The organism is Bacteroides sp. 1_1_14 (genome assembly GCF_000162515.1).
Lineage (GTDB): Bacteria > Bacteroidota > Bacteroidia > Bacteroidales > Bacteroidaceae > Bacteroides > Bacteroides thetaiotaomicron.
Genome location: NZ_GG774713.1, coordinates 89,735 through 111,674 on the forward strand (window position 1 = coordinate 89,735; position 21,940 = coordinate 111,674).

Annotated in this window: 18 protein-coding genes and 1 pseudogene; 13 read left to right on the forward strand and 6 right to left on the reverse strand. The window is 43.4% G+C overall.

What is annotated here, in order from left to right; translation table 11 throughout:
* The first annotated feature begins 143 nt into the window (after nucleotides 1-143).
* The 6 genes and pseudogenes from rpoN to HMPREF9007_RS26595 all read left to right on the forward strand — a co-directional run.
* Nucleotides 144-1,628 carry an RNA polymerase factor sigma-54 gene (gene rpoN / locus HMPREF9007_RS01990; RefSeq protein WP_008763601.1) on the forward strand — a complete coding sequence of 495 codons (1,485 nt, stop codon included), beginning with the start codon at nucleotides 144-146 and terminating at the stop codon, nucleotides 1,626-1,628.
* 40 nt (nucleotides 1,629-1,668) lie between these two features.
* Nucleotides 1,669-2,340: a hypothetical protein gene (locus tag HMPREF9007_RS01985; RefSeq protein WP_008763602.1), complete on the forward strand. Its 672-nt coding sequence runs from the start codon at nucleotides 1,669-1,671 to the stop codon at nucleotides 2,338-2,340.
* A 30-nt stretch (nucleotides 2,341-2,370) separates the two neighbouring features.
* Nucleotides 2,371-2,751 carry a glycine cleavage system protein GcvH gene (gcvH, locus tag HMPREF9007_RS01980; protein WP_008763603.1) on the forward strand — a complete coding sequence of 127 codons (381 nt, stop codon included), beginning with the start codon at nucleotides 2,371-2,373 and terminating at the stop codon, nucleotides 2,749-2,751.
* Between the two features lie 147 nt (nucleotides 2,752-2,898).
* On the forward strand, nucleotides 2,899-3,408 hold the full coding sequence (purE, locus tag HMPREF9007_RS01975; RefSeq protein ID WP_008763604.1) for a 5-(carboxyamino)imidazole ribonucleotide mutase: 510 nt from the start codon (nucleotides 2,899-2,901) through the stop codon (nucleotides 3,406-3,408).
* Between the two features lie 118 nt (nucleotides 3,409-3,526).
* Entirely contained in the window at nucleotides 3,527-5,368 is a 1,842-nt protein-coding gene (locus tag HMPREF9007_RS01970; protein WP_008763605.1) for a 4-hydroxy-3-methylbut-2-en-1-yl diphosphate synthase, read from the forward strand.
* A 686-nt stretch (nucleotides 5,369-6,054) separates the two neighbouring features.
* A pseudogene (locus HMPREF9007_RS26595) lies at nucleotides 6,055-6,144 on the forward strand (N-acetyltransferase); the annotation flags it as partial.
* Here the strand turns inward: HMPREF9007_RS26595 and HMPREF9007_RS01965 are convergent.
* Nucleotides 6,141-7,580 (reverse strand): Fic family protein, encoded by a 1,440-nt coding sequence (locus tag HMPREF9007_RS01965; RefSeq protein ID WP_008763606.1) that lies wholly within the window; start codon nucleotides 7,578-7,580, stop codon nucleotides 6,141-6,143. The pseudogene HMPREF9007_RS26595 and the gene HMPREF9007_RS01965 sit on opposite strands and share 4 nt — an antisense overlap.
* 176 nt (nucleotides 7,581-7,756) lie before the next feature.
* On the opposite strand from HMPREF9007_RS01965, the gene HMPREF9007_RS01960 reads away from it, so the two are divergent.
* Nucleotides 7,757-9,709: a heavy metal translocating P-type ATPase gene (locus HMPREF9007_RS01960; RefSeq protein ID WP_032850776.1), complete on the forward strand. Its 1,953-nt coding sequence runs from the start codon at nucleotides 7,757-7,759 to the stop codon at nucleotides 9,707-9,709.
* A gap of 6 nt (nucleotides 9,710-9,715) precedes the next feature.
* Nucleotides 9,716-10,135, forward strand: a complete 420-nt coding sequence (locus HMPREF9007_RS01955) for a transcriptional regulator (protein WP_008763608.1) — start codon at nucleotides 9,716-9,718, stop codon at nucleotides 10,133-10,135.
* 99 nt (nucleotides 10,136-10,234) lie between these two features.
* On the opposite strand, the gene HMPREF9007_RS01950 is transcribed toward HMPREF9007_RS01955, so the two are convergent.
* Nucleotides 10,235-11,236, reverse strand: coding sequence for a malate dehydrogenase (locus tag HMPREF9007_RS01950; protein ID WP_008763609.1), 1,002 nt, complete (start codon nucleotides 11,234-11,236; stop codon nucleotides 10,235-10,237).
* 185 nt (nucleotides 11,237-11,421) lie between these two features.
* Here HMPREF9007_RS01950 and HMPREF9007_RS01945 point away from each other — a divergent pair, with 185 nt between their 5' ends.
* The 4 genes from HMPREF9007_RS01945 to HMPREF9007_RS01930 all read left to right on the forward strand — a co-directional run bounded on the left by HMPREF9007_RS01945 (nucleotide 11,422) and on the right by HMPREF9007_RS01930 (nucleotide 15,336).
* On the forward strand, nucleotides 11,422-12,261 hold the full coding sequence (locus HMPREF9007_RS01945; RefSeq protein ID WP_008763610.1) for a S1-like domain-containing RNA-binding protein: 840 nt from the start codon (nucleotides 11,422-11,424) through the stop codon (nucleotides 12,259-12,261).
* Nucleotides 12,262-12,374: 113 nt separating this feature from the next.
* Entirely contained in the window at nucleotides 12,375-13,055 is a 681-nt protein-coding gene (locus HMPREF9007_RS01940) for a DUF4476 domain-containing protein (protein WP_008763611.1), read from the forward strand.
* A gap of 32 nt (nucleotides 13,056-13,087) precedes the next feature.
* Nucleotides 13,088-14,104 carry a DUF4476 domain-containing protein gene (locus tag HMPREF9007_RS01935; protein ID WP_032850770.1) on the forward strand — a complete coding sequence of 339 codons (1,017 nt, stop codon included), beginning with the start codon at nucleotides 13,088-13,090 and terminating at the stop codon, nucleotides 14,102-14,104.
* Between the two features lie 14 nt (nucleotides 14,105-14,118).
* On the forward strand, nucleotides 14,119-15,336 hold the full coding sequence (locus HMPREF9007_RS01930) for a hypothetical protein (RefSeq protein WP_032850771.1): 1,218 nt from the start codon (nucleotides 14,119-14,121) through the stop codon (nucleotides 15,334-15,336).
* 22 nt (nucleotides 15,337-15,358) lie between these two features.
* Here HMPREF9007_RS01930 and HMPREF9007_RS01925 read toward each other — a convergent pair whose 3' ends face one another.
* Nucleotides 15,359-17,308, reverse strand: coding sequence for a biosynthetic peptidoglycan transglycosylase (locus tag HMPREF9007_RS01925; RefSeq protein WP_032850772.1), 1,950 nt, complete (start codon nucleotides 17,306-17,308; stop codon nucleotides 15,359-15,361).
* Between the two features lie 315 nt (nucleotides 17,309-17,623).
* On the opposite strand from HMPREF9007_RS01925, the gene HMPREF9007_RS01920 reads away from it, so the two are divergent.
* Nucleotides 17,624-18,142, forward strand: a complete 519-nt coding sequence (locus HMPREF9007_RS01920; RefSeq protein ID WP_008763616.1) for a DUF3836 domain-containing protein — start codon at nucleotides 17,624-17,626, stop codon at nucleotides 18,140-18,142.
* Between the two features lie 131 nt (nucleotides 18,143-18,273).
* On the opposite strand, the gene msrB is transcribed toward HMPREF9007_RS01920, so the two are convergent.
* The 3 genes from msrB to HMPREF9007_RS01905 all read right to left on the reverse strand — a co-directional run bounded on the left by msrB (nucleotide 18,274) and on the right by HMPREF9007_RS01905 (nucleotide 21,939).
* Nucleotides 18,274-19,302 (reverse strand): peptide-methionine (R)-S-oxide reductase MsrB, encoded by a 1,029-nt coding sequence (gene msrB / locus HMPREF9007_RS01915; RefSeq protein ID WP_008763617.1) that lies wholly within the window; start codon nucleotides 19,300-19,302, stop codon nucleotides 18,274-18,276.
* 176 nt (nucleotides 19,303-19,478) lie between these two features.
* The gene (locus HMPREF9007_RS01910; RefSeq protein WP_008763618.1) at nucleotides 19,479-20,819 is read right to left on the reverse strand and encodes a TolC family protein; all 1,341 of its coding nucleotides are present in this window, start codon (nucleotides 20,817-20,819) and stop codon (nucleotides 19,479-19,481) included.
* A gap of 19 nt (nucleotides 20,820-20,838) precedes the next feature.
* Entirely contained in the window at nucleotides 20,839-21,939 is a 1,101-nt protein-coding gene (locus HMPREF9007_RS01905; RefSeq protein ID WP_008763619.1) for an efflux RND transporter periplasmic adaptor subunit, read from the reverse strand.
* Nucleotide 21,940 lies beyond the last annotated feature (1 nt).

Sequence of the window (21,940 nt, forward strand, 5' to 3'; positions counted from 1 at the left end):
AAAGTATAATGAACTTCATAGAATAAATATTTGTTTAATTTATAAATTACTGTGATAGGATTAAAAATAATCCCACTAATCTGTGTAATCTCTCGTTAAAAAGTTACTTTTGTAGCGAGAAACAGTAGAAAGCAAAAACGAATATGGCACAAGGTTCCCGTCAAATACAATCGCAGGCGCAACAGCAGATACAAACGCTCTCGCCACAGCAGATTCTGGTCGTGAAGTTGTTGGAGCTTCCCGCAGTCGAGCTGGAAGACCGTATCCATGCTGAACTATTGGAAAATCCGGCGCTTGAAGAAGGCAAAGAAGACGCTGCTACAGATGAATATGCCGATGGCGTCAGTCCGGAAGAAGGCATGGATAACGATGCCAATGATTATGATTCTTTAAGTGATTATCTCACCGAAGACGATATCCCCGACTATAAATTGCAGGAAAACAACCGCTCGAGGGACGAGCAGGCGGAAGATATTCCTTTCTCCGACGCCACCTCTTTTTATGAAATCCTGAAAGAACAACTCCGTGAACGTAACCTGACCGAGCACCAGTGCGAACTGGTGGAATATCTGATCGGTTCGCTGGACGATGACGGACTGCTCCGTAAATCGCTGGAAAGTATCTGTGACGAACTGGCTATCTACGCCGGTATCGAATCTACGGAAGAAGAACTGGAAGAGGCTCTGTGCATCCTGCAGGATTTTGACCCGGCAGGTATCGGAGCACGCAACCTTCAGGAATGTCTGATGATACAGATTCTGCGCAAGAAGAGCGAAGAGAAGAAGCCGTCACCGATATTGAACCTGGAAGAGCGCATCATCAGTGACTGTTATGAAGAATTTACCCGGAAGCACTGGGAGAAAATCATTAAGAAACTGGATGTCAGAGAAGAGACTTTCAATGAGGCGATTGCCGAAATAACCAAGTTGAATCCCCGTCCGGGCGCTTCGCTCGGAGAGACGATCGGAAGAAACCTTCAGCAGATTGTTCCCGATTTTCTGGTGGATACCTACGATGACGGAACGATTAACGTAAGCCTGAATAACCGCAATGTTCCCGAACTCCGGATGAGCCGCGACTTTACCGAGATGGTGGAGGAGCATACCAAAAATAAGGCGAACCAGTCCAAAGAGTCGAAAGAAGCCATGATGTTCCTGAAACAGAAGATGGATGCGGCACAAGGATTTATCGATGCGGTGAAGCAGCGGCAGAATACATTGATGACTACCATGCAGGCGATTATCGACTTGCAGCGTCCTTTCTTCCTCGAAGGCGACGAGTCATTGCTGAAACCGATGATTCTCAAAGATGTGGCAGAACGTACCGGACTGGATATCTCTACGATTTCCCGTGTCAGCAACAGCAAATACGTACAGACCAACTTCGGCATCTATCCGCTTAAATTCTTCTTCAGCGATGGCTATACGACGGAAGACGGAGAGGAAATGTCCGTACGCGAGATACGTAAGATTCTGAAAGAATGCATTGACGGAGAAGACAAAAAGAAACCGCTGACAGATGACGAACTGGCGGATATCCTGAAGGAAAAAGGCTATCCTATCGCCCGCCGTACGGTGGCGAAATACCGTCAGCAGTTAAATATACCGGTGGCAAGACTGAGAAAGTGAGTTTAAAGTATTAACTATAAAGTATTAAGTATTAGTGCTGATGGATAAAGAAAAAGAGCATATCATAGCGGATAAAACAATGTTGCGGGTGGCACGGATCACCTCCATCGTGTTTACTCCATTTTCTATACCGTTTCTGGCGTTTCTGGTGTTATTCCTGTTTTCTTATCTCCGTATCATGCCGATACTTTATAAGGGAATTGTGTTGGGAATCGTTTACTGCTTCACCATACTGACACCCACTATCACCATTTTCCTGTTCCGGAAGATCAACGGATTTGCCCGTCAGGAACTGAGTGAGCGTAAGAAACGTTATGTACCTATCCTGCTGACTATCATTTCGTATGTGTTCTGCCTGCTGATGATGCGGAAACTGAATATTCCCTGGTATATGACCGGAATCATTTTTGTTTCCCTGGTGATATCGATCATCTGCATTCTGGTCAATCTGAAATGGAAACTGAGCGAACACATGGCGGGGATGGGCGGTATTATCGGCGGACTGGTTTCGTTCAGTGCGCTGTTCAGCTATAATCCGGTAGTGTGGTTGTGCCTGTTTATTCTGATTGCAGGCATATTGGGCTCGGCGCGGATTGTGCTGGGGCATCACACCTTGGGCGAGGTCCTTTCCGGTTTTGTAGTCGGGCTGGTCTGCTCTTTTTTGATACTCCATCCGGCGTACAACCTTATATTCAGAGTATTTTTATTTTAAAAACAATATAAATCCTAAAAACTAATTATTATGAACTTTCCACAGAACTTGAAGTACACGAATGAACACGAGTGGATTCGCGTAGAAGGAGACATCGCTTACGTAGGTATCACAGATTACGCACAGGAACAATTGGGCGATATTGTATTCGTTGATATTCCTACCGTAGGAGAAACGTTGGAAGCCGGAGAAACTTTCGGAACGATTGAAGTGGTAAAGACCATTTCCGATCTTTTCTTACCGTTGGCAGGCGAGATACTCGAACAGAACGAAGCTTTGGAAGAAAATCCGGAGCTGGTAAACAAAGACCCTTACGGCGAAGGCTGGCTGATCAAGATGAAGCCTGCTGATGCCAGTGCTGCGGAAGACCTGCTCGATGCCGAAACATACAAGGCAGTGGTCAACGGCTGAATTTGAATAAACAGTACTTCTGCCTCAATGGAAGCTGACTAAATAGTCGTTAGTAACTCCAACTCTCCTCCTGCTGGAAGGAGGAGTCCCCGTAGGGGGAGGTGGTAGGTAAATGAATGTATGTAATAACTTTTAGATTAGATGAAAATGACTCCAATTGTAAGTATCATCATGGGTAGCACGTCCGACCTTCCTGTTATGGAGAAGGCTGCGCAACTGCTGAATGATATGCATGTACCGTTCGAAATGAACGCCCTTTCTGCTCACCGCACGCCGGAGGCTGTGGAAGAGTTTGCCAAAAATGCCCGTAGCCGTGGCATTAAAGTAATCATCGCTGCTGCCGGAATGGCTGCCGCCCTTCCGGGTGTCATCGCAGCCAACACAACGCTTCCGGTGATCGGAGTACCTGTAAAAGGCTCTGTGCTCGACGGTGTAGACGCTCTGTACTCCATCATTCAGATGCCTCCGGGCATTCCTGTGGCTACGGTTGCTATCAATGGAGCGATGAATGCGGCTATCCTTGCCATTCAGATGCTTGCATTGAGCGATGCCGCATTGGCTGAGGCTTTTGCTGCTTACAAAGAAGGACTGAAAAAGAAAATCGTAAAGGCAAACGAAGAACTGAAAGAAGTGAAGTTCGAATATAAAACCAATTAATTGACAATTGACAATTGACAATTGACAATGGGCTGGCGCTGTGGGTGCTTTGTTGAGCTTGTTGTTGATTCTCGATTCTCAATTGTCAATTGTCAACTGTCAATTGTCAATTGAAAAGATGGATTTATTCAATTACTTTCGAAGAGAAACATCCGAAGTAAATATTGGGGCTGTACCTTTGGGCGGCCCCAATCCTATTCGTATCCAGTCGATGACGAACACGTCCACTATGGATACAGAAGCTTGTGTGGAACAAGCCAAACGCATCGTCGATGCCGGCGGCGAGTATGTACGACTGACCACGCAGGGTGTCAAGGAAGCGGAAAATCTGATGAATATCAATATCGGGCTACGAAGTCAGGGATATATGGTTCCGTTGGTGGCCGATGTGCATTTTAATCCGAAAGTGGCCGATGTAGCAGCTCAATATGCAGAAAAGGTACGGATCAATCCGGGCAATTATGTAGATGCAGCGCGTACTTTTAAGAAACTGGAATATACCGACGAGGAGTATGCGCAGGAGATACAGAAGATTCACGACCGCTTTGTGCCGTTTCTGAATATCTGTAAGGAGAATCATACGGCTATCCGCATCGGAGTCAATCACGGTTCCCTGTCCGACCGTATCATGTCCCGCTACGGAGACACTCCCGAAGGGATGGTGGAATCCTGCATGGAATTCCTGCGTATCTGTGTGGCGGAACATTTCACGGATGTGGTGATTTCGATCAAGGCTTCCAATACGGTGGTGATGGTGAAGACCGTCCGCTTGCTTGTTGCCGTGATGGAACAGGAGGGAATGTCATTTCCCCTGCATCTTGGAGTGACGGAGGCCGGAGACGGAGAAGACGGACGTATAAAATCTGCCTTGGGCATCGGTGCATTGCTTTGTGACGGATTGGGAGATACGATTCGTGTGTCGCTTAGTGAGGCTCCCGAAGCGGAAATTCCCGTAGCGCGCAAGCTGGTGGATTATGTTCTGTTGAGGCAGGATCATCCGTATATCCCGGGTATGGAGGCACCGGAATTTAATTATCTTTCTCCTTCGCGCCGCAAGACGCGGGCAGTGCGGAATATCGGGGGCGAACATCTCCCTGTCGTTATTGCCGACCGCATGGATGGGAAGACGGAAGTCAATCCGCAGTTTACTCCGGATTATATCTATGCCGGAAGAACGTTGCCCGAACAGCGGGAAGAAGGAGTGGAATATATCCTTGATGCCGATGTATGGAAAGGGGAGGGCGGAACATGGCCTGCTTTCAATCATGCGCAGTTGCCGTTGATGGGTGAGTGCAGTGCAGAACTGAAATTCCTGTTTATGCCTTACATGGCGCAAACGGATGAAGTGATTGCCTGTCTTAAGGTGCATCCCGAAGTTGTGGTTATTTCTCAGAGCAATCATCCGAACCGCTTGGGCGAGCACCGTGCATTGGTGCATCAACTCATGACGGAAGGTCTGGAGAATCCGGTTGTTTTCTTCCAGCATTATGCGGAGGACGAGGCGGAAGATTTGCAGATTAAGTCCGCCGTTGATATGGGAGCATTGATTTTTGACGGTTTATGTGACGGGATTTTTCTGTTCAATCAAGGAAGTCTGAGTCATGCGGTAGTAGATGCTACTGCCTTCGGTATCTTGCAGGCAGGACGCACCCGTACTTCTAAAACGGAATATATTTCTTGTCCGGGCTGCGGTCGTACGCTTTATGATCTGGAAAAGACAATTGCGCGTATCAAGGCGGCTACCTCACATCTGAAAGGCTTGAAAATCGGCATCATGGGATGTATCGTCAACGGTCCCGGTGAGATGGCGGATGCCGACTACGGCTATGTAGGTGCCGGACGCGGAAAAATCAGCCTTTATAAAGGTAAAGTTTGTGTAGAGAAGAACATACCCGAAGAAGAGGCGGTGGAACGGTTGCTGGAATTTATCCGCAATGACCGGAAAGAACTGGAACTTTAATCAGTAATACTTTTAAATAGTTAAGACAGGAGTTGCTTTAAGTTTGCTTAAGGCAACTCCTGTCTTTTATTATAGTATACACAAACATTTATCCGTACAAGGGGAAGATAACCACCTGGGATTAATAGTAGGAGAACCGTTCATTAGGCTATTATGTAGGTTAGATTAATGTATTCCGTCAGTAAGAAGAAGTCATTTCACATACATGGGCCCATCAGTCCACGTACGTGGTCTATTGGGTTCATGTACGTGAACCGAACGGTCCACGCACGTGAAACGAATACATGAAACGTACTAAATATATTAGTCAAACCTTGTTAGCTTGTTAAGGTTACTATGCTATGGCTTAATGCAGGCGGCATAGATGAAGCTATATATGGCATAAACAACGCACATTCACGCTGAAAATGGAGCTTTTAACATATGCTGCCAATGCTTCTGAATAGTCTGTTTTATAGTTGTTAATCAGCGTGTTAATCCTGTTTCTTATTAAAAGCAGGTGATAATAGAAACCAGAAAAAGTTCTATTATCACCTTATTATCACCACCTATTATCACCATTACTGCCTTAATAATAAGGAACTTATCCTTTAAAAGTGACAAGTGACAATAACAAAGTGTTTTATTAACTCTAGTGAGAAACGGTTGGAAGCCTAGGTGTACTGTTTCGCTGGCGGCATAGCTGAATCGGATTCAAGCAAGTATCCTGCTTCGAGAAGGAAAAATTAAAGTTTGGCCGTTGGCTGGATGTGGTGGATTATGAGTTATTGATTTAGTTTTCTGGTGACTTATCATTCATTTTTTCTTCAAGTAGTTTGAGTAGTTCGTTGCAAGCAGTATCCATGTATTCTTTGCCTTCTTCAGCCAAAACATCCGGATTATAAGACAGTTTCACAGAATCGGATGTGATGTCACAGCTTACTTCACATCCATCTGACAAGTATTGAATATAAATACAGAATGGGAAATCAAAAGTATTATCGCCTGCATATCGGCAATGATTAAAATGAAAAGTTACTGCATCATATTTTAGCTTAAAGTAGTCAACCTGAGATTTCTTGGATAAACGTATGATATCCTCTACAAAGCCATACTCTTTTGACTTAGTATATAAAATGTGTGACTGGATAATTGGCTCATCAGGATTGGGTGTATTTATTTTTTTAGCCATGTTCCAAGTGGGAGTGTTGGTTATAAATGTTCTGTCAAATAGCTTTTGGAGTCCACTGATCTTTTGCTCCACATAAACGGCCAATTCAAAAAAAGCACTTCTTGCCTGTTCTACGGAACGGCTGCTTTTTTCGATAGCTTTATCTGAGTATCTACGCTGTAACATCGCTATTTTCTTATCGAAATCACCTTCTTCCTCTATGCTTTCTCCCTTGGCGGCTTTGATTGCGAGTGTCAGACTGCGTATCAGGCAACTGCTCAAATAGTTGACGAATGGTAATATATCATTCAAAGTGGCATTAGCACCATCTGAAGGGGTTAATCCTGCTTCTACATCACATTGATGGAGGATGTTCAGATAGTTGGATTTATCTTCGGAGTGAATAACGATCATCGGATATCCATAACGGTGCAGCACAAAGTTTACTAATAAACGGGCAATGCGTCCGTTGCCATCTTCGAAGGGATGAATGCGGATATAACGGTAATGAAGCAACGCGGCCAATTCAACAGGAGTCAGTATTCCTTTATCTGCTTCCAGGTTGTACCAGTCTACCAAGCTCGTCATAAATGCCGGAGTTTCTTCGGGCGAAGCATAACTGAAAACTTCTCCTGTTGCGGTCAGTACGGAATTGGGGCGTGATTTATATTCGCCTACTTTTATCTGCATACGGATGTCTTGTCCGTCGGGTGTTTTGGCGTTCTTCCAATAGTCCTGCACAAGGATGGTACGGTTCAATTCGCGAATAAAACTTTCAGTCAGCGGACGTTCTTTGTCCTGCGCCTCTTGCTTTATCATTTCCAGTCCTACGTTGTGAGCTTTCATCTCTTCATAATCTTTCAAGCTGGCATTACCCGAAGTTTCACCGAACATTAATAATAGTTTTGTTTGTCCGTATGTCAGTGTATTTCCTTCCAAGTGGTTAGAGTTATAATTAAACTCTAACTTGAATTTATCATTCCAACGTTTCAGGTCCTCAGGCTTAAGAGGCTGAAGCGATTTCCATTCGCTATATAATTGTTTTATATTACTTATTCCCATTTATATATGTGGGGCTGTGCCCATTTTTTTGTTTAGATACAAAAATAGGAAACTTTCTTTATATGCCAATCCCTTGAACGATATTTATTTGGAGATTGGCTATGGCATCTTCTTTTGCAACTTTGTTGCACGAATCATTCGCTACCTTTGCAGCAGATAAAAAAGAAAGAATGATTATGGGACATTGTAGTTGTTGCGCACATACACACGAATGTGCACCCGAAAAACATATTGAAAAGAAAGAATCAATATTCGCTGAATATTGGAAAGTGGGACTTTCATTTATCCTGTTGATAAGTGGAATCATCATGAACGCTCTGGAGTTACCTTTCTTCCGTGAAGGATATTTCTCTCTGATATGGTATGTCGTGGCTTATCTTCCGGTCGGCCTGCCCGTTATGAAAGAGGCTTGGGAGAGTATGAAGGATAAGGACTATTTCAGTGAGTTTACGCTGATGTTTGTAGCTACGCTTGGAGCGTTTTATATCGGTGAATATCCGGAGGGAGTAGCGGTGATGTTGTTTTACTCCGTCGGAGAACTGTTTCAGGAAAAGGCTGTTGATAAGGCGAAGCGTAATATCGGAGCTCTGCTGGATGTCCGTCCGGAAGAAGCGGCAGTAGTCAGAGATGGACGTGTCATTATTGAGAATCCTCAAAACGTAAAAGTAGGAGAAACAATTGAAATAAAGACAGGAGGAAGAGTTCCTTTGGATGGAATGATGCTCAATGAGGTAGCTGCTTTCAATACGGCGGCATTGACAGGTGAGAGTGTGCCCCGAAGTATCCGGATGGGTGAGGAAGTACTTGCCGGAATGATTGTTACCGATAAAGTAATCCGTATCAAGGTGATCAGACCTTTTGATAAAAGTGCTCTTGCCCGTATTCTGGAACTTGTTCAGAATGCCTCCGAACGCAAAGCACCGGCAGAACTGTTTATCCGTAAATTTGCCCGTGTTTATACTCCGATTGTGATAGGGCTGGCGGTTCTGATTGTTTTACTGCCGTTTATTTATTCCTTGATCACTCCCCAGTTCTTATTTACTTTTAATGACTGGCTGTACAGGGCTTTGGTCTTTCTTGTGATTTCATGCCCGTGCGCTTTGGTGGTCAGTATTCCGTTAGGATACTTCGGAGGCATCGGGGCAGCTTCCCGGTTGGGAATTTTATTTAAAGGTGGAAATTATCTGGATGCTGTTACGAAGATTAATACAGTCGTGTTTGATAAAACGGGAACCCTTACCAAAGGTACGTTTGAAGTGCAGTCTTGTAACTGTGAATCCGGTGTATCCGAAGAAGAATTAATCCGGATGATAGCCTCGGTAGAAAGCAGCAGTACACATCCCATTGCTAAGGCTGTGGTGAATTATGCCGGACGGCGGGATATCGAGCTTTCCTCTGTAACCGACAGTAAGGAGTATGCAGGTCTCGGACTGGAAGCTGCCGTAAATGGAATTCAGGTTTTGGCAGGTAATGGGCGTTTGCTTTCAAAATTTCAGATAGAATATCCGCCCGAACTTCTTTCCATTACAGATACGATCGTTGTCTGTGCGATAGGAAACAAGTATGCCGGTTATCTGCTATTATCCGACAGTCTGAAAGAGGATGCAAAGATCGCCATTCAGAACCTGAAAGCATTGGGAATTCAAAACATTCAGATATTATCCGGTGATAAACAAAGTATTGTTAGTAACTTTGCAGAGAAGCTGGGTATTTCGGAAGCCTATGGTGATTTGCTCCCCGACGGGAAAGTGAAGCATTTGGAAGAATTGCGCCAACATACGGAGAACCAGGTTGCCTTTGTGGGCGACGGCATGAATGATGCTCCGGTACTGGCTTTAAGTAATGTAGGTATTGCCATGGGCGGACTAGGCAGTGATGCGGCTATTGAAACGGCTGATGTGGTGATACAGACCGACCAGCCTTCCAAAGTGGCTGAAGCGATAAAGGTAGGAAAACTGACGCGAAGGATTGTATGGCAGAATATTTCACTGGCGTTTGGTGTGAAACTGCTGGTACTGATTTTGGGAGCCGGTGGACTGGCTACACTTTGGGAAGCTGTTTTCGCCGATGTTGGTGTAGCACTGATTGCTATCATGAATGCCGTAAGGATACAGAAAATGATAAAATAAAAGAATATGGAAGAAAAAGTTTATCTGGATAAGTTGGCAAAAAGAGACATCAAGCCGACGGCTATCAGACTTCTCATATTGAAAAGTATGATGGAAGCGGGGCGTGCCGTGTCTCAGCTTGATCTTGAAACGTTGCTGGATACGGTTGATAAATCGACTATATCCCGTACAATCACGCTTTTTTTGTCTCATCATCTGATACATAGCATAGACGACGGAAGCGGTTCGTGGAAGTATGCCGTTTGCGATGATTCCTGCAACTGTGTCCTGAAAGACCTGCATTCACATTTTTATTGCGAGAAATGCCATCGGACATTTTGTTTGGAAAAGATTCATATTCCGGTTATCGACTTACCGAAAGGATTCACTTTGCATAGTGTGAATTATGTAGTAAAGGGAGTGTGTGCGGAGTGCTCAAAAGTGTAGGATTAATTGCAGACAAGCAGTAATGGTAAAAGAAAAACACCGGAACTCGAACGGAAAAATATCGTTGAGTTCCGGTGTTTATTATATTAATGATACTGGTTAGTCAATATTGGGATTCAGAGAATGCCAGTCTTTGATTGCCGGGATGATCCCCATTTCAATCACTTCATCGCGAAGTTTGCACAGATGTTCGTAGCTCTTTTCCAGTTCTTCCTGTTCGGAAGGAGATCCGGCCACTTCTTTGTAAGTAACGCCATCTTTCGTAATGGAAGTTTCCATAGCCATCATGATGTGGTCGAATTTACCATTGGAAACATAAGTACCGGCAGGCCAGCGGAACGGTTGTCCACCCATTGCGGCAGCGATCATTTCGATAGAAAGATAAGCCGGGCTTTGGAAAGAAGAACGGCCACGAAGATCGATGATATGTTTGCCACCCTGTATGACACGTACTTTTAATGCTTCCCATTCTGTCAGCGGAAGACGGGTAGTTCCGATGAAATCAGTCAGCGGTTCGCCTTTTACTTTGGTAGTTGAGGCGAATACGGCCATCTGTTCTCCATGTCCGCCATACGTACGGCAGTTTTGAATGTCGGAAGCGGGAATATGGAAATATTTCACCAGTTCATTCTGCAGACGGGTGCTGTCCAGTGCTGCCAGTGTAGAAACCTGAGACGGTTTCAGACCGGAATAAAGCAGTGTGATTAATCCTGTGATATCAGCAGGGTTAAAGATGACAACGATATGTTTTACATTCGGACAGTATTGGCGGACATCTTTACCGAACTGAGCGGCAATTTCAGCATTTCCTTTCAACAAGTCTTCACGGGTCATGCCTGCTTTGCGGGCTGCACCACCGGAAGATACGATATAAGAGGCTCCTGTCAATGCTTCTTTGATATCGGAAGTATAAGTCAGATTCACGCCTTCGAAACCGCAGTGATATAATTCTTCTGCCACGCCTTCCAGAGCGGGAGCAAAAGGATCATATAGACAAATATTCGGAGTGAGTTTCATCATCATAGCTGTTTGAGCCATATTGGAGCCGATCATTCCGGCTGCTCCTACAATCGTAAGTTTCTCGTTGGTTAAAAATTCCATAATTATATATGTTTAAAGATGAATAATCTGTTCTTGCTTATTACCGCTACAAAGATAACGACTTAATCGGATGATTGTTCATTGAAAATAGTTTTGTTTGATAACGAAAAGTTATACCTGTCTGATGAAAGGGATGTGCCTAAAATAGATTATCTTTGCTCATTATATAATAAATAGATAAAAGTATGAGTATCGAATTAGGAAAATTCAACCAACTCGAAGTGGTAAAGGAAGTCGATTTCGGTTTGTATCTCGACGGAGGAGATGAAGGTGAAATCCTGCTGCCCACCCGTTATGTACCCGAAGACTGTAAGGTAGGGGATATGTTGAATGTATTTCTTTATCTGGATATTGACGAAAGACTGATTGCCACGACGCTGACTCCGTTGGTGCAGGTAGGGCAGTTCGCCTGTCTCGAAGTCTTTTGGGTGAACCAGTTCGGGGCATTCCTCAACTGGGGATTGATGAAAGACTTATTTGTACCCTTCAGTGAGCAGAAGATGAAAATGCAGGTGGGAAGATCCTACGTGGTCCATGCTCATGTGGATGAGGAAAGTTATCGTATTGTAGCTTCGGCGAAGGTAGAACGCTACCTGTCGAAAGATATGCCCGATTATGCTCCGGGTGCGGAAGTGGATATTCTGATCTGGCAGAAGACGGACTTGGGTTTCAAAGCGATTATAGACAATAAGTATAGCGGATTGCTGTATGAAAATGAAATATTCCGTGCATTGGAGACCGGTATGCAGATGAAGGCGTTTGTGAAACAGGTACGCGAAGATGGTAAGGTGGACCTGATACTTCAGAAACCGGGATTTGAGAAAGTCGATGATTTCTCGAAGACACTGTTGGAGTATATTCGGGAACATGGCGGACGGATCAATCTGAACGATAAAAGTCCTGCGGAAGATATTTACGATACCTTTGGTGTCAGCAAGAAAACTTTTAAGAAAGGTGTAGGTGACTTGTATAAGAAACGATTGATTTCTTTGCATGAGAACGGCATCACTTTGGCAGAATCCTAAACAGAATAGGGAAATCCCTATGCAGGAATAGAGAGAATCATTGGGGTGGGGAGTTTTCTCACCCTATTTTTGTGATATCAGTTAAAGATAATAATTTTAAAAACAGATAAGCTATGCGTAAGATAATAATAAGTTTCTGTATTTTGCTCGCTGCCCTTTCTTTAAAAGCGCAGCCTGTCAGCGGAATCCGGATTGATGGCGGAGATACTCCGATTCTTGTTTATTTTGGCGGAAGGCAGATGTGTTATCCTACTACTACTTGTTTCGTTGCCAATCTGAAACCGGGAAATTATACTATTGAAGTGTACGCTTCCCGCCCGACTCGTCCGGGAGAACGTGTATGGAAAGGAGAACGGTTGTATAATGACCGTGTTTACTTTAACGGAAACGAAGTAAAAGATATCATTGTAGAAGAACGTGGAGATATCCGTCCGGGCAGACCCGGAAGACCGGGAGCCGGTCAGGGTGGACACCGTCCGGACTATAACCGCTACGATAGAGTGATGAATGACCAACTTTTCAAGAAGTTCTTTGATAGTGTGAAGAATGAACCTTTTGAAAAAGATCGTATAGGGTTGATTACAACTGCATTGGCGAACTCTGATTTTACATCGGAGCAGTGTCTTCAACTGGTGAAGTTCTATACCTTTGATAATGAACGGCTGAAGATTATGAAAATGATGTATCCCAATATTGTAGATAAAGAGGCTTTCTTTACAGTGATCGGTACTCTTACATTCTCCAGTAACAAGACCAAAATGAACGATTTCATCAAGGAATACGAAGGACGCTGATCATACATTAGTTCACTAAAAACGATACGGTTATGAAAAATATACATATAATCCTGTTTTTCACGTTGTGGGTAATACTCGGTAGCTGTTCTACTTATTACGTATCCAACAAGCAAGTGATGGAGGTTCAGCAGGGAATGTCCCGGCAGAATGTAGAAAAAATCTTGGGTAAACCGGATTACAGACGTTTTGACGGAGGTGGTGAGGAATGGGAGTACCACCGGATTTCTTCAGTGCTTTACGGCAACTCGATCAAGATTATTGTATATTTTGCAGATGGAAGAGTTACGGGTATGGATACCTTTAATGGTGATGAAATACTTCTTCCGCCGCCTCCGGTTGTGATGTCTCCTTCCGTTGTTGTAACTAATACGGATCCGGTTCGTCCGCCACGCTATGAAGAAAATCCCCGTCGCAGAACACTTATGATGCGTGATGAGTTTGATCGTTTTCTTAGTGATTTCCGGATGGTGATCATGTCTGATGAGCAGATTAAATATATAGATGACGTTTTGTTGGATTGCAATTTTACTTCTGCCCAATGCGGAAAGATCATTGATCAGATAAGTGGTTCGGATGCCCAGATGACTGTGATGAAACGTATGTATCCGCAAATTGTGGATAAAGAAAATTTTGCTTCGGTCGTCAATAAGCTCTTTTCGTCTTTTGACCGTGACAAGATGAAGGAATATATCCAGGCTTACCACGGTGACCAACGACCGGGAGACGTAGGATATGTACGGCCCAGAGCTATGAGTTCAGCCGATTTTGACCGTTTCTTCAATGAGTATAGAGGTAAATCTTTTGAGTCTGACCGTACCAGGATGCTGGATGAAGTTGTACCTCCTTCGGGATTCACTTGTGCCCAATGCCGTAAATTGGTGGATATGTGTACTTTTCAGACAGATAAAAAGAATATGATAAAGAAACTTTATCCGAAAATCGCAGATAAGAAGAACTTCTCCATACTGACGGATGTTTTCACTTTTGAGATGGACAAGAGAGAGATGAGGGAGTTTGCGGAATCTTACGATAGCGGACGTAACTAAAAAAGAATGAAACCATGAAAAGAATTCTATTTATATTATTAGTCGTGACTGCCAGTACCACCGTAATGGCGGGAATGAGTACCAGCAAGGTACGTAAGGAGACACGTTTTCTTACTGATAAGATGGCATACGAACTGGATCTGAATAATCCTCAATATAATGACGTGTATGAGATTAACTATGATTTCATTTATTCGCTTCGTAATATTATGGATTATGTAGTACGGGGTGATGAGTGGGCATTGGATGATTACTATGAAGCGCTGGATATTCGTAACGATGATCTTCGTTGGGTGTTGAGCGATGCGCAATACCGCAGATTCCTGGGAGCTGAGTATTTCTATCGTCCGATTTATGTCACCGGAGGAAGATGGAATTTCCGGATTTATATCAATTATCCAAATCGTAGTTTATTTTATTTTGGTGTACCTTATCATTATCGGACTTACTGTGGTGCACATTATCGTCCGCATATTCATCATGTGAGTTATTATCGGGGAAGATATAATAATCTTGTGCACTATCCTACGCCATATCGGGTAAGAGATCAGCGGGTATTCCATTCTTATCGTCGTTCAGACTTCGGTTCTGTACGTTTCCGTCCGAACACTTCCGTTCGTCCGCATAATGCACCTACCCGACCGGGTACTTCGGGACGTCCGGGAACAACGTCACGGCCTAATACATCAGGACGTCCGGGAAATACTTTCCGTCCTCGTCCTGAAACGGACCATAGACCGTCCACTTCAGGCAGACCGTCCACTTCAGGCAGACCATCTACATCGGGCAGGCCGTCCACTTCCGGAAGATCTTCCAACTCTGAAAGACCTTCGGTCAATGAACGACCGTCTATTCCAAGCAGACCGTCCACTCCGGGCAGAAATGATAAACCGAACAAGGAAGTAACTCCGGGCAGAGGCCACAACAGAGGTGAAGGAGATCGTCATTCAGGAAGTCGTCCGGGAACGAGTACAAGTACTCCGAATTCTAATCGTCGTCCGGAAACGAATTCAGGGTCTTCGAATTCCAGTCGCCGTCCGACAAGTAGTGGTACGAGCACAAACCGTGGCAGCAGCTCCGGTAGGAACAGCAATTCCGGCAGTAGTTCCAGCAGAGGGAACGTATCCGGCAGATCAACAGAAAGAAGCTCATCTTCAGAAAGTTCGAGAAGCAACAGCAACCGAGGCTCTTCTTCCCGTTCTTCAGAAAGAGGAAGCAGCTCAAGAAGATAAAACCTATTCCTTTATTAATAAATTATTGCTCCTCAGCGGTAGGAGAACTGGACTCCGGCGTTTCGCCGACTAGACTATTCAGGGCGTCGCCCGTAACTTGGATATCGGGGCGGATACTATCCGCCTCGATTTCACTTATTAACCCTTTCTTGGCGAGGCGTCCGGCAATCAATTTATAATAGCCTTCCATATTCTCTTTCAACCGTCCGTTTTCCGCAAAGGAACTGCGGAAGTGTTTAGGCTTCGGGATAATAGAAGCCAGAAAAATACTTTCTTCGGTCGTAAGTTGCGAAGGGCGTTTGTTGAAATAATAGGCAGAGGCTTCCTGAATACCGTAAACTAGCGGTCCCCATTCGGCTATATTCAGATAAACTTCATACATACGTTCTTTAGAAGTCAGCCTTTCTGTCTCTATCAGCCATACGATGAGTGCTTCTTCCAATTTGCGGGCAAAGTTCTTGTGCCGGTTGAGAAATACGTTTTTTACCAGCTGCATGGTAATTGTGCTGCCTCCTCTGGCGAAACGTTCGACTTGCAGGTCATAAATCAAAGCTTCACGCATTGCATCAGGCAAAAAGCCCTTGTGGTAGAAAAAAGCTCCGTCCTCACTTTGCATGACAGACATTCGCAGCAATGGAGAAATGCTGTCCAAAGGAGTAAAATGTTCCCATGAAGGTCCGACAGGAAATGTTTTGACCGGTATTCCGTTTTCATAGGCGGTATAGACAAACTCTTCACTCATTTTTGAAAGAGATGTTGCACCATATTCTATTATCCGAAAATCTTTTTCTTTCAATTCGGACTCAAACTTAAGGCTGTCTAGTCGGGCAAAATCGATATCTAACAGAAAATGATAAGCCAGCTCACCACTTGTTTTTATACCTTCCAGATTGCTGAATAAGCCTTTGGGCAAAGAACTGAATAGTTCGTCGGCCGGAAACCATGATTTATCTGTGGCAGCAGTGAAGTGCCATTGATTTTCATTCTTTTCTGCCCGCAGATAAGGATGAAATTTTATTTGGTTGAATAATACCGTCGTCGTACTGTCCAGTTCCAGCGTTTGCTTGCCGATATTCATCTGATACGTGAGTTGTCCGCGATCTAGATGGATCACTTCGGGAGAGAGTGCTTTGTGAAATACATCAAGTCCACTTACTTTCGCCTTACCGTCAAGTTGCAGTTGGTTTTCGGTACGATTTTCTTTAGTCATACTATAATATAAGGTATCGAAAGTAACTTCTGCTCCAAAACGGCGGTTGATATACGGTAGTGAAACTTTCTTTTGCTCTGTGGCAAAAAGTTCTGCCTGCAGGGTATGTACCTTTCTGTTCAGTTCTCCTGCTGCTTCCCATTGTTGAGTCAGTGTATCTTCTTTTATTTTGATAGTGGACTGAAAGCGATTGTTTTCGATTGTAAAGGTGGGGATATTGACTGTTACGAAATTGCTGTCTTTCCGTTCGGTTATATTAAGTTGAGTCAGTTGACCGTTTTCGGGGAGGAAACCATATATCAGGTTTAATATCCGGTTGATGCGATGGGCGTAATTGGTTTCTATGACGGGCTCTGTGGTTGCTTCCGGGCGGTGTCCGGAGAATAGAAAATCATAGTTGGCTGCACTGTCCCGTTTGATAAAAGCGATTGCCAGTCCATTCATGTGGACGTTGCGGACTTCAATATTTCCTTTCAGCAGTTCCCAAAAATTCAGTCTGACATTGACAGATTGTAGTGTAAGAAGGGTATCCCGTTGGTCGGGAACGATGGAAAGCCCTTGCAGAGTAATTTCGCTACATCCCTTCATCTGTAGATTCTGATAATGAATTTGCAGTCCGTATGTTTGTTCGATATGAGTCGTACGCTTGTTAGTTATGCTTTGCAGAAGCATATTGCGGCTCAAATAGATACTGATAAGGCAGATAAACAAGCCTCCTCCGATTGATAGAAGAAGAATACTTTTTTTGCTGTTCTTTTTCATCTTTTGCCTTTAATAAGTTATTGGCTGCAAAGGTAGATAATATTCTGTTCAACAAGATATAAGCAGTCTTTTTTTATTAGTGTGTCCGATTATGAGCGTACAACTGTTCATTTTCGTACATCTCAATTTTTCTTCTTTGCGCTGACTATTAAGTATTTATCTTTTTGGCATGCCCATTGCATTTATATATTCGAAGGCGGGCAACAAAAGAAATGAAAAAAAAGTTCAGATAGTTGCAACCATTCCATATAGACGTTCCGTCTAATAAACAGAAGAACAAAAAAAGAAAGTTGAACTAATAAAAAATATACAATTATGAAAACTACAGTATTATTCAGAATGATGGTTTTAGTGGCAATGGTAGTTGCCGGTATCGCCAATACAGAGTTGAAAGCACAGGACAATAACTTCATTACTAATGAAGAGAAAGTAGATGATCTTGTTGTTTCGAAGGTGATTTACAGACTGGATGGTTCTCTCTATAGTCACATGAAATATGATTTTACTTATGATGATCAAAAGAGAGTAACAGCTAAAGAAGCTTTCAAGTGGGATTCATCCACTGAAAAATGGATTCCGTATTTCAAGATCGATTATGCTTATTCTTCTAATGAAATCACATTGGTATATGCACGTTGGAATAATTCTCACAGAGCTTATGATGATTCTGTAGAAAAGAGTGTTTATGAACTGAATGATGCTAATATGCCGATCGCGTATATGAACTACAAGTGGAATGACTATAAATGGATTGAAGAATCAGCCGGCAACTGGGCTATGAATATACAGACTCCGGTGACAGATGAAGCAGACTTGCTACTTGCCGGAAGATAACAATACCGGGGATTGTGAAATTCTCTTTCTCTCTTAAGGTTTTAACAAACGAAAACGGTGGATTACCCAAACGAGGGAATCCGCCGTTTTTATTGTATCTGTCTGAAACCGGTGCTGTTTACTAGGTTGTTCTATTTAATGAGCGGCAGATATTCTCCATATCCTTCTTCTTTCATTTTTTCTTTCGGGATAAAACGCAGCGAAGCACTATTGATACAATACCGCAATCCGCCTTTGTCCTTTGGCCCGTCTGTAAATACATGTCCTAAATGCGCATCTCCTGTCTTGCTGCGTACTTCTGTCCGTATCATTCCGTGAGTAGTATCTTTCTTCTCTGCGATCAGCTCTTTCTGAATCGGTTTGGAAAAACTGGGCCATCCACAACCGGAATCAAATTTGTCTGTGGAAACAAACAACGGTTCTCCGGTAGTGATATCTACATAAATGCCAGGGCGGTGTTCATTCCAGAACTCATTATGGAAAGCCGGTTCTGTGGCATTTTTCTGAGTCACTGCATACTGTTCGGCAGATAATTTCTTACGGAGAGTGGCATCGTCCGGTTTTTGATAAGTTGGGGGCTTGGGAGCATTCGCTTTTCGTACCATTTCAAATAAAGCCGGATTGATATGGCAATATCCGCCCGGATTCTTATCCAGATAATCCTGGTGATAGACTTCTGCCGGATAAAAGTTTGTCAACGGCTCCACTTCAACGGCAATCGGTTTGTTGTATTGAGTGGCTAATGCCTGGATCGCCTGATTGATGGTGGAGAGATCGGCTTTATTGATATAATATATACCGGTTCTGTACTGTGTACCACGATCGTTCCCCTGTCGGTTGAGGCTGGTCGGATCGATTGTCTGAAAATAGAGGTTGAGCAATAAACTCAGATTTACTTCTTCCGGATCATAAACAACCTTCACTGTTTCGGCAGCATTTGTCTTGCCCGAACACACCTGTTCATAACTGGGATTGGCAACGGTGCTGTTGGCATATCCCACCTGAGTACTTTCTACTCCTCTGATTTGTTTCAGGAAGTGTTCGGTTCCCCAAAAACATCCTCCTGCAAAATAAATTTCCGCTTGACTTTTCATTGGTTTTGCAATTCCTAAAAATACATTACTAATTGTTAGAATCACTGCGATGATTATATGTTTCATAACTGTTGGTTCTTTCTATAGTAACGGATGAACCGGTGGATATGTTTTAGAAATCTCTTACATAAATAACAAGTGCTTTTGGGGAAGTTTGAAAACATGAGTAAATCCTTAAAAATAGAATACGTTTCCGATGTATTCTATTTTTAAGGCTTTTGATAAATAGCTGGAAATCTGTTCTATTCTATGATTTCTCCTTTGTAGAAATCCAGTATTTTAGTACGGAATAGATAATCGTATTTAGCTTGCAGTTTATCCGACAGTGCTTTGGTCAGGTTTAGTTTCGCTTCATTGTATTCCACAAAAGTAGCTTTACCGTTATTGAATTTTTCGCTCATCAACCGAAAAGATTCTTCGTTGGCTTTCACTGCAACTTCGCTGGAGTTATATTTACTTTCTGCAGCTACTGCATTATACCAGGCTTGCTGGATTTCTTTATAAAGTACTTTCTTGGCGTTATCCAGCTGCAGACTCATATTAAGATGTCTCAGACGTGCAGTGCGGACACGATTTCGGGTAGTAAATCTGTTAAATATAGGAACACTAAGACTGAGACCTAAGCTCTTGTTACGATTGTCTTTCATTTGCTGTCCGAAAGTGGGGGTTAGAGCCGAAGAATAACTTGTGCCCCAGTTGCCTCCTAAATTGAGTTGTGGGTAAAAACCGCTTTGTGCAATGCGAATACTTTTTTCGCTTCCGGACAATCGGTACTGAGCAGCTTGAATTTCCGGTTTTGAAGTAAGTGCATACTGGTAAATTTCGTCTGGCGGTGTCAATGGATTAAGAATAAATGTCGTATCAGCATTTTGGATGGAGAATAGCCGGGGAGTTTCTAATTCTAGCAACTGGCTTAAATCAAGGAGTGCTATCTGATAATTATTATCAGCTTGGGTTGCATATAACTTGTCTTGGGCAACACGTGCCATACCTTCTGCCACTTCCGCAGGAGATGCTTTCCCTACCTCTTGCAGACGGGCAATCCGATCTGCCTGTTCTTTGCTTAGCTTGGTCTGGTTGATAGCGACTTGTCTCAACTCTTGGTTCAATAGTACTTGCAGATAGGCGGAAGCGACTTGGATAGCGATATCATCTTTGGCTTTATTCAAATCAGCTACGGCTGCCTTGAAATTTAGTTTGGCAAGCGCATATTGATTAGGTAATTCGAAACCTGTAAACAATGGGATGCTGGCGGAGAGTGATACGTTTGTACCGTAATTGTATGTATTTTTATATACCTGAAATTCTTTTCCATCAGCGTCTTTTTCGGTAACTCCACTACGTCCCCATGCCCAATTCTCTCCAGCGGAACCGTTGAGGGACGGTAGCCGTGCCCACTTTGCCGAGCTAACTTCAACAGCGCTTTGTTCTACTTCATTGGCAGATTGTCGTACAGTGATATTATGTTCAATGGCGTAATCGATACATTGGCGTAATGTATAATTTTTTAATAGTACTTCGGATTCCTGTGCAGAAACTATCATAGTTCCGGTCAAAAGTATGAATGCTAATTTTATTCTCATTGTTATAGTCGAAGTTTAGTTATTTATCTTTTTTCTCAGCACCGCGTAATTTGGTCTGAGCGGTTACACCTTTTTTTATCTCAATCTTGATACCGTCACTCATTCCGGTAGTCACCTGTGTACGTTCGAACTTCTGTTGTGGTACGGAGTCCGTCATGATATACACAAATGTAGAGTCACCGCTGAACTCAATCGTACTTTCGGGTACTGCCAGTACTTTGCTGGCACGCTGGAGCACAATCTCTGCATTGGCGGAATAGCCGGAACGAATCTGCACGGTATCCGGAACAGTGATGGCAGCTTTGATTTCAAATTGATTGGCTCCGTTGGTTTCTACTCCTTTCGGAGAAATATATTCGAGAATAGCATCAAAAGTCAGATTCTGTAAAGCTCCGATCGTCAGTTTAATCGGCATTCCCTCATGGATGCGACCCACTTCGGTTTCGTCAATATTTCCCCTGAAAATCAGATCGTTCATGTTTGCTACCGTAGCAATGGTAGTACCGTCGTTGAATGTATTACTCATGATTACGGAGTTACCGGCTTTCACTGGTACGTCCAGAATTAATCCGTCAATAGTAGAGCGGATCATGGTGCTACTGAATGAAGCACTGTTTTTAGTGATTCCTTCTTTTATAATTTCCAGATTATCTTTGGCAGTCTGATTCTCTTCCCGTGCCTGCTTTACCGCTACTTCTCCTTTTTCGTAATCTTCACGACTGATAAGCTGATCTTCATATAACTTCTTGATACGGGTAAAGTCTGTTTCGGCCTGCTTTGCATTGATCTCTGCCAGGCGGACACGACTTTCTGCGGAGTTCAGTTGTCCGAGTTCGGGAATTACTTTGACTTTGGCGATTACTTCCCCCTTTTTTACGCTCTGTCCCGCTTCTTTGAATACCTCGTCTACAATACCGGAAATCTGAGGCTTGATTAAAATTTCATCTCTCGGCTCTACCTTTCCGGTGGCTACTGTAGTCTTTTCAAGGTCCGTGACTTCTGCTGCCAGTGTTTCATATACGATCACTTTAGGCTTGGATTTCTGATAAAGAAATACGAACGTTCCGACAAGGATTATGGCAATAATTACCAATAATGTGATTTTCAGATACTTTTTCATC

Excerpts from the sequence above, each read along its gene's own strand:
- rpoN (WP_008763601.1), top strand. The coding sequence starts at position 144 with ATGGCACAAGGTTCCCGTCAAATACAATCGCAGGCGCAACAGCAGATA.
- HMPREF9007_RS01985 (WP_008763602.1), top strand. The coding sequence starts at position 1,669 with ATGGATAAAGAAAAAGAGCATATCATAGCGGATAAAACAATGTTGCGG.
- gcvH (WP_008763603.1), top strand. The coding sequence starts at position 2,371 with ATGAACTTTCCACAGAACTTGAAGTACACGAATGAACACGAGTGGATT.
- purE (WP_008763604.1), top strand. The coding sequence starts at position 2,899 with ATGACTCCAATTGTAAGTATCATCATGGGTAGCACGTCCGACCTTCCT.
- HMPREF9007_RS01970 (WP_008763605.1), top strand. The coding sequence starts at position 3,527 with ATGGATTTATTCAATTACTTTCGAAGAGAAACATCCGAAGTAAATATT.
- HMPREF9007_RS01965 (WP_008763606.1), bottom strand. The coding sequence starts at position 7,580 with ATGGGAATAAGTAATATAAAACAATTATATAGCGAATGGAAATCGCTT.
- HMPREF9007_RS01960 (WP_032850776.1), top strand. The coding sequence starts at position 7,757 with ATGGGACATTGTAGTTGTTGCGCACATACACACGAATGTGCACCCGAA.
- HMPREF9007_RS01955 (WP_008763608.1), top strand. The coding sequence starts at position 9,716 with ATGGAAGAAAAAGTTTATCTGGATAAGTTGGCAAAAAGAGACATCAAG.
- HMPREF9007_RS01950 (WP_008763609.1), bottom strand. The coding sequence starts at position 11,236 with ATGGAATTTTTAACCAACGAGAAACTTACGATTGTAGGAGCAGCCGGA.
- HMPREF9007_RS01945 (WP_008763610.1), top strand. The coding sequence starts at position 11,422 with ATGAGTATCGAATTAGGAAAATTCAACCAACTCGAAGTGGTAAAGGAA.
- HMPREF9007_RS01940 (WP_008763611.1), top strand. The coding sequence starts at position 12,375 with ATGCGTAAGATAATAATAAGTTTCTGTATTTTGCTCGCTGCCCTTTCT.
- HMPREF9007_RS01935 (WP_032850770.1), top strand. The coding sequence starts at position 13,088 with ATGAAAAATATACATATAATCCTGTTTTTCACGTTGTGGGTAATACTC.
- HMPREF9007_RS01930 (WP_032850771.1), top strand. The coding sequence starts at position 14,119 with ATGAAAAGAATTCTATTTATATTATTAGTCGTGACTGCCAGTACCACC.
- HMPREF9007_RS01925 (WP_032850772.1), bottom strand. The coding sequence starts at position 17,308 with ATGAAAAAGAACAGCAAAAAAAGTATTCTTCTTCTATCAATCGGAGGA.
- HMPREF9007_RS01920 (WP_008763616.1), top strand. The coding sequence starts at position 17,624 with ATGAAAACTACAGTATTATTCAGAATGATGGTTTTAGTGGCAATGGTA.
- msrB (WP_008763617.1), bottom strand. The coding sequence starts at position 19,302 with ATGAAACATATAATCATCGCAGTGATTCTAACAATTAGTAATGTATTT.
- HMPREF9007_RS01910 (WP_008763618.1), bottom strand. The coding sequence starts at position 20,819 with ATGAGAATAAAATTAGCATTCATACTTTTGACCGGAACTATGATAGTT.
- HMPREF9007_RS01905 (WP_008763619.1), bottom strand. The coding sequence starts at position 21,939 with ATGAAAAAGTATCTGAAAATCACATTATTGGTAATTATTGCCATAATC.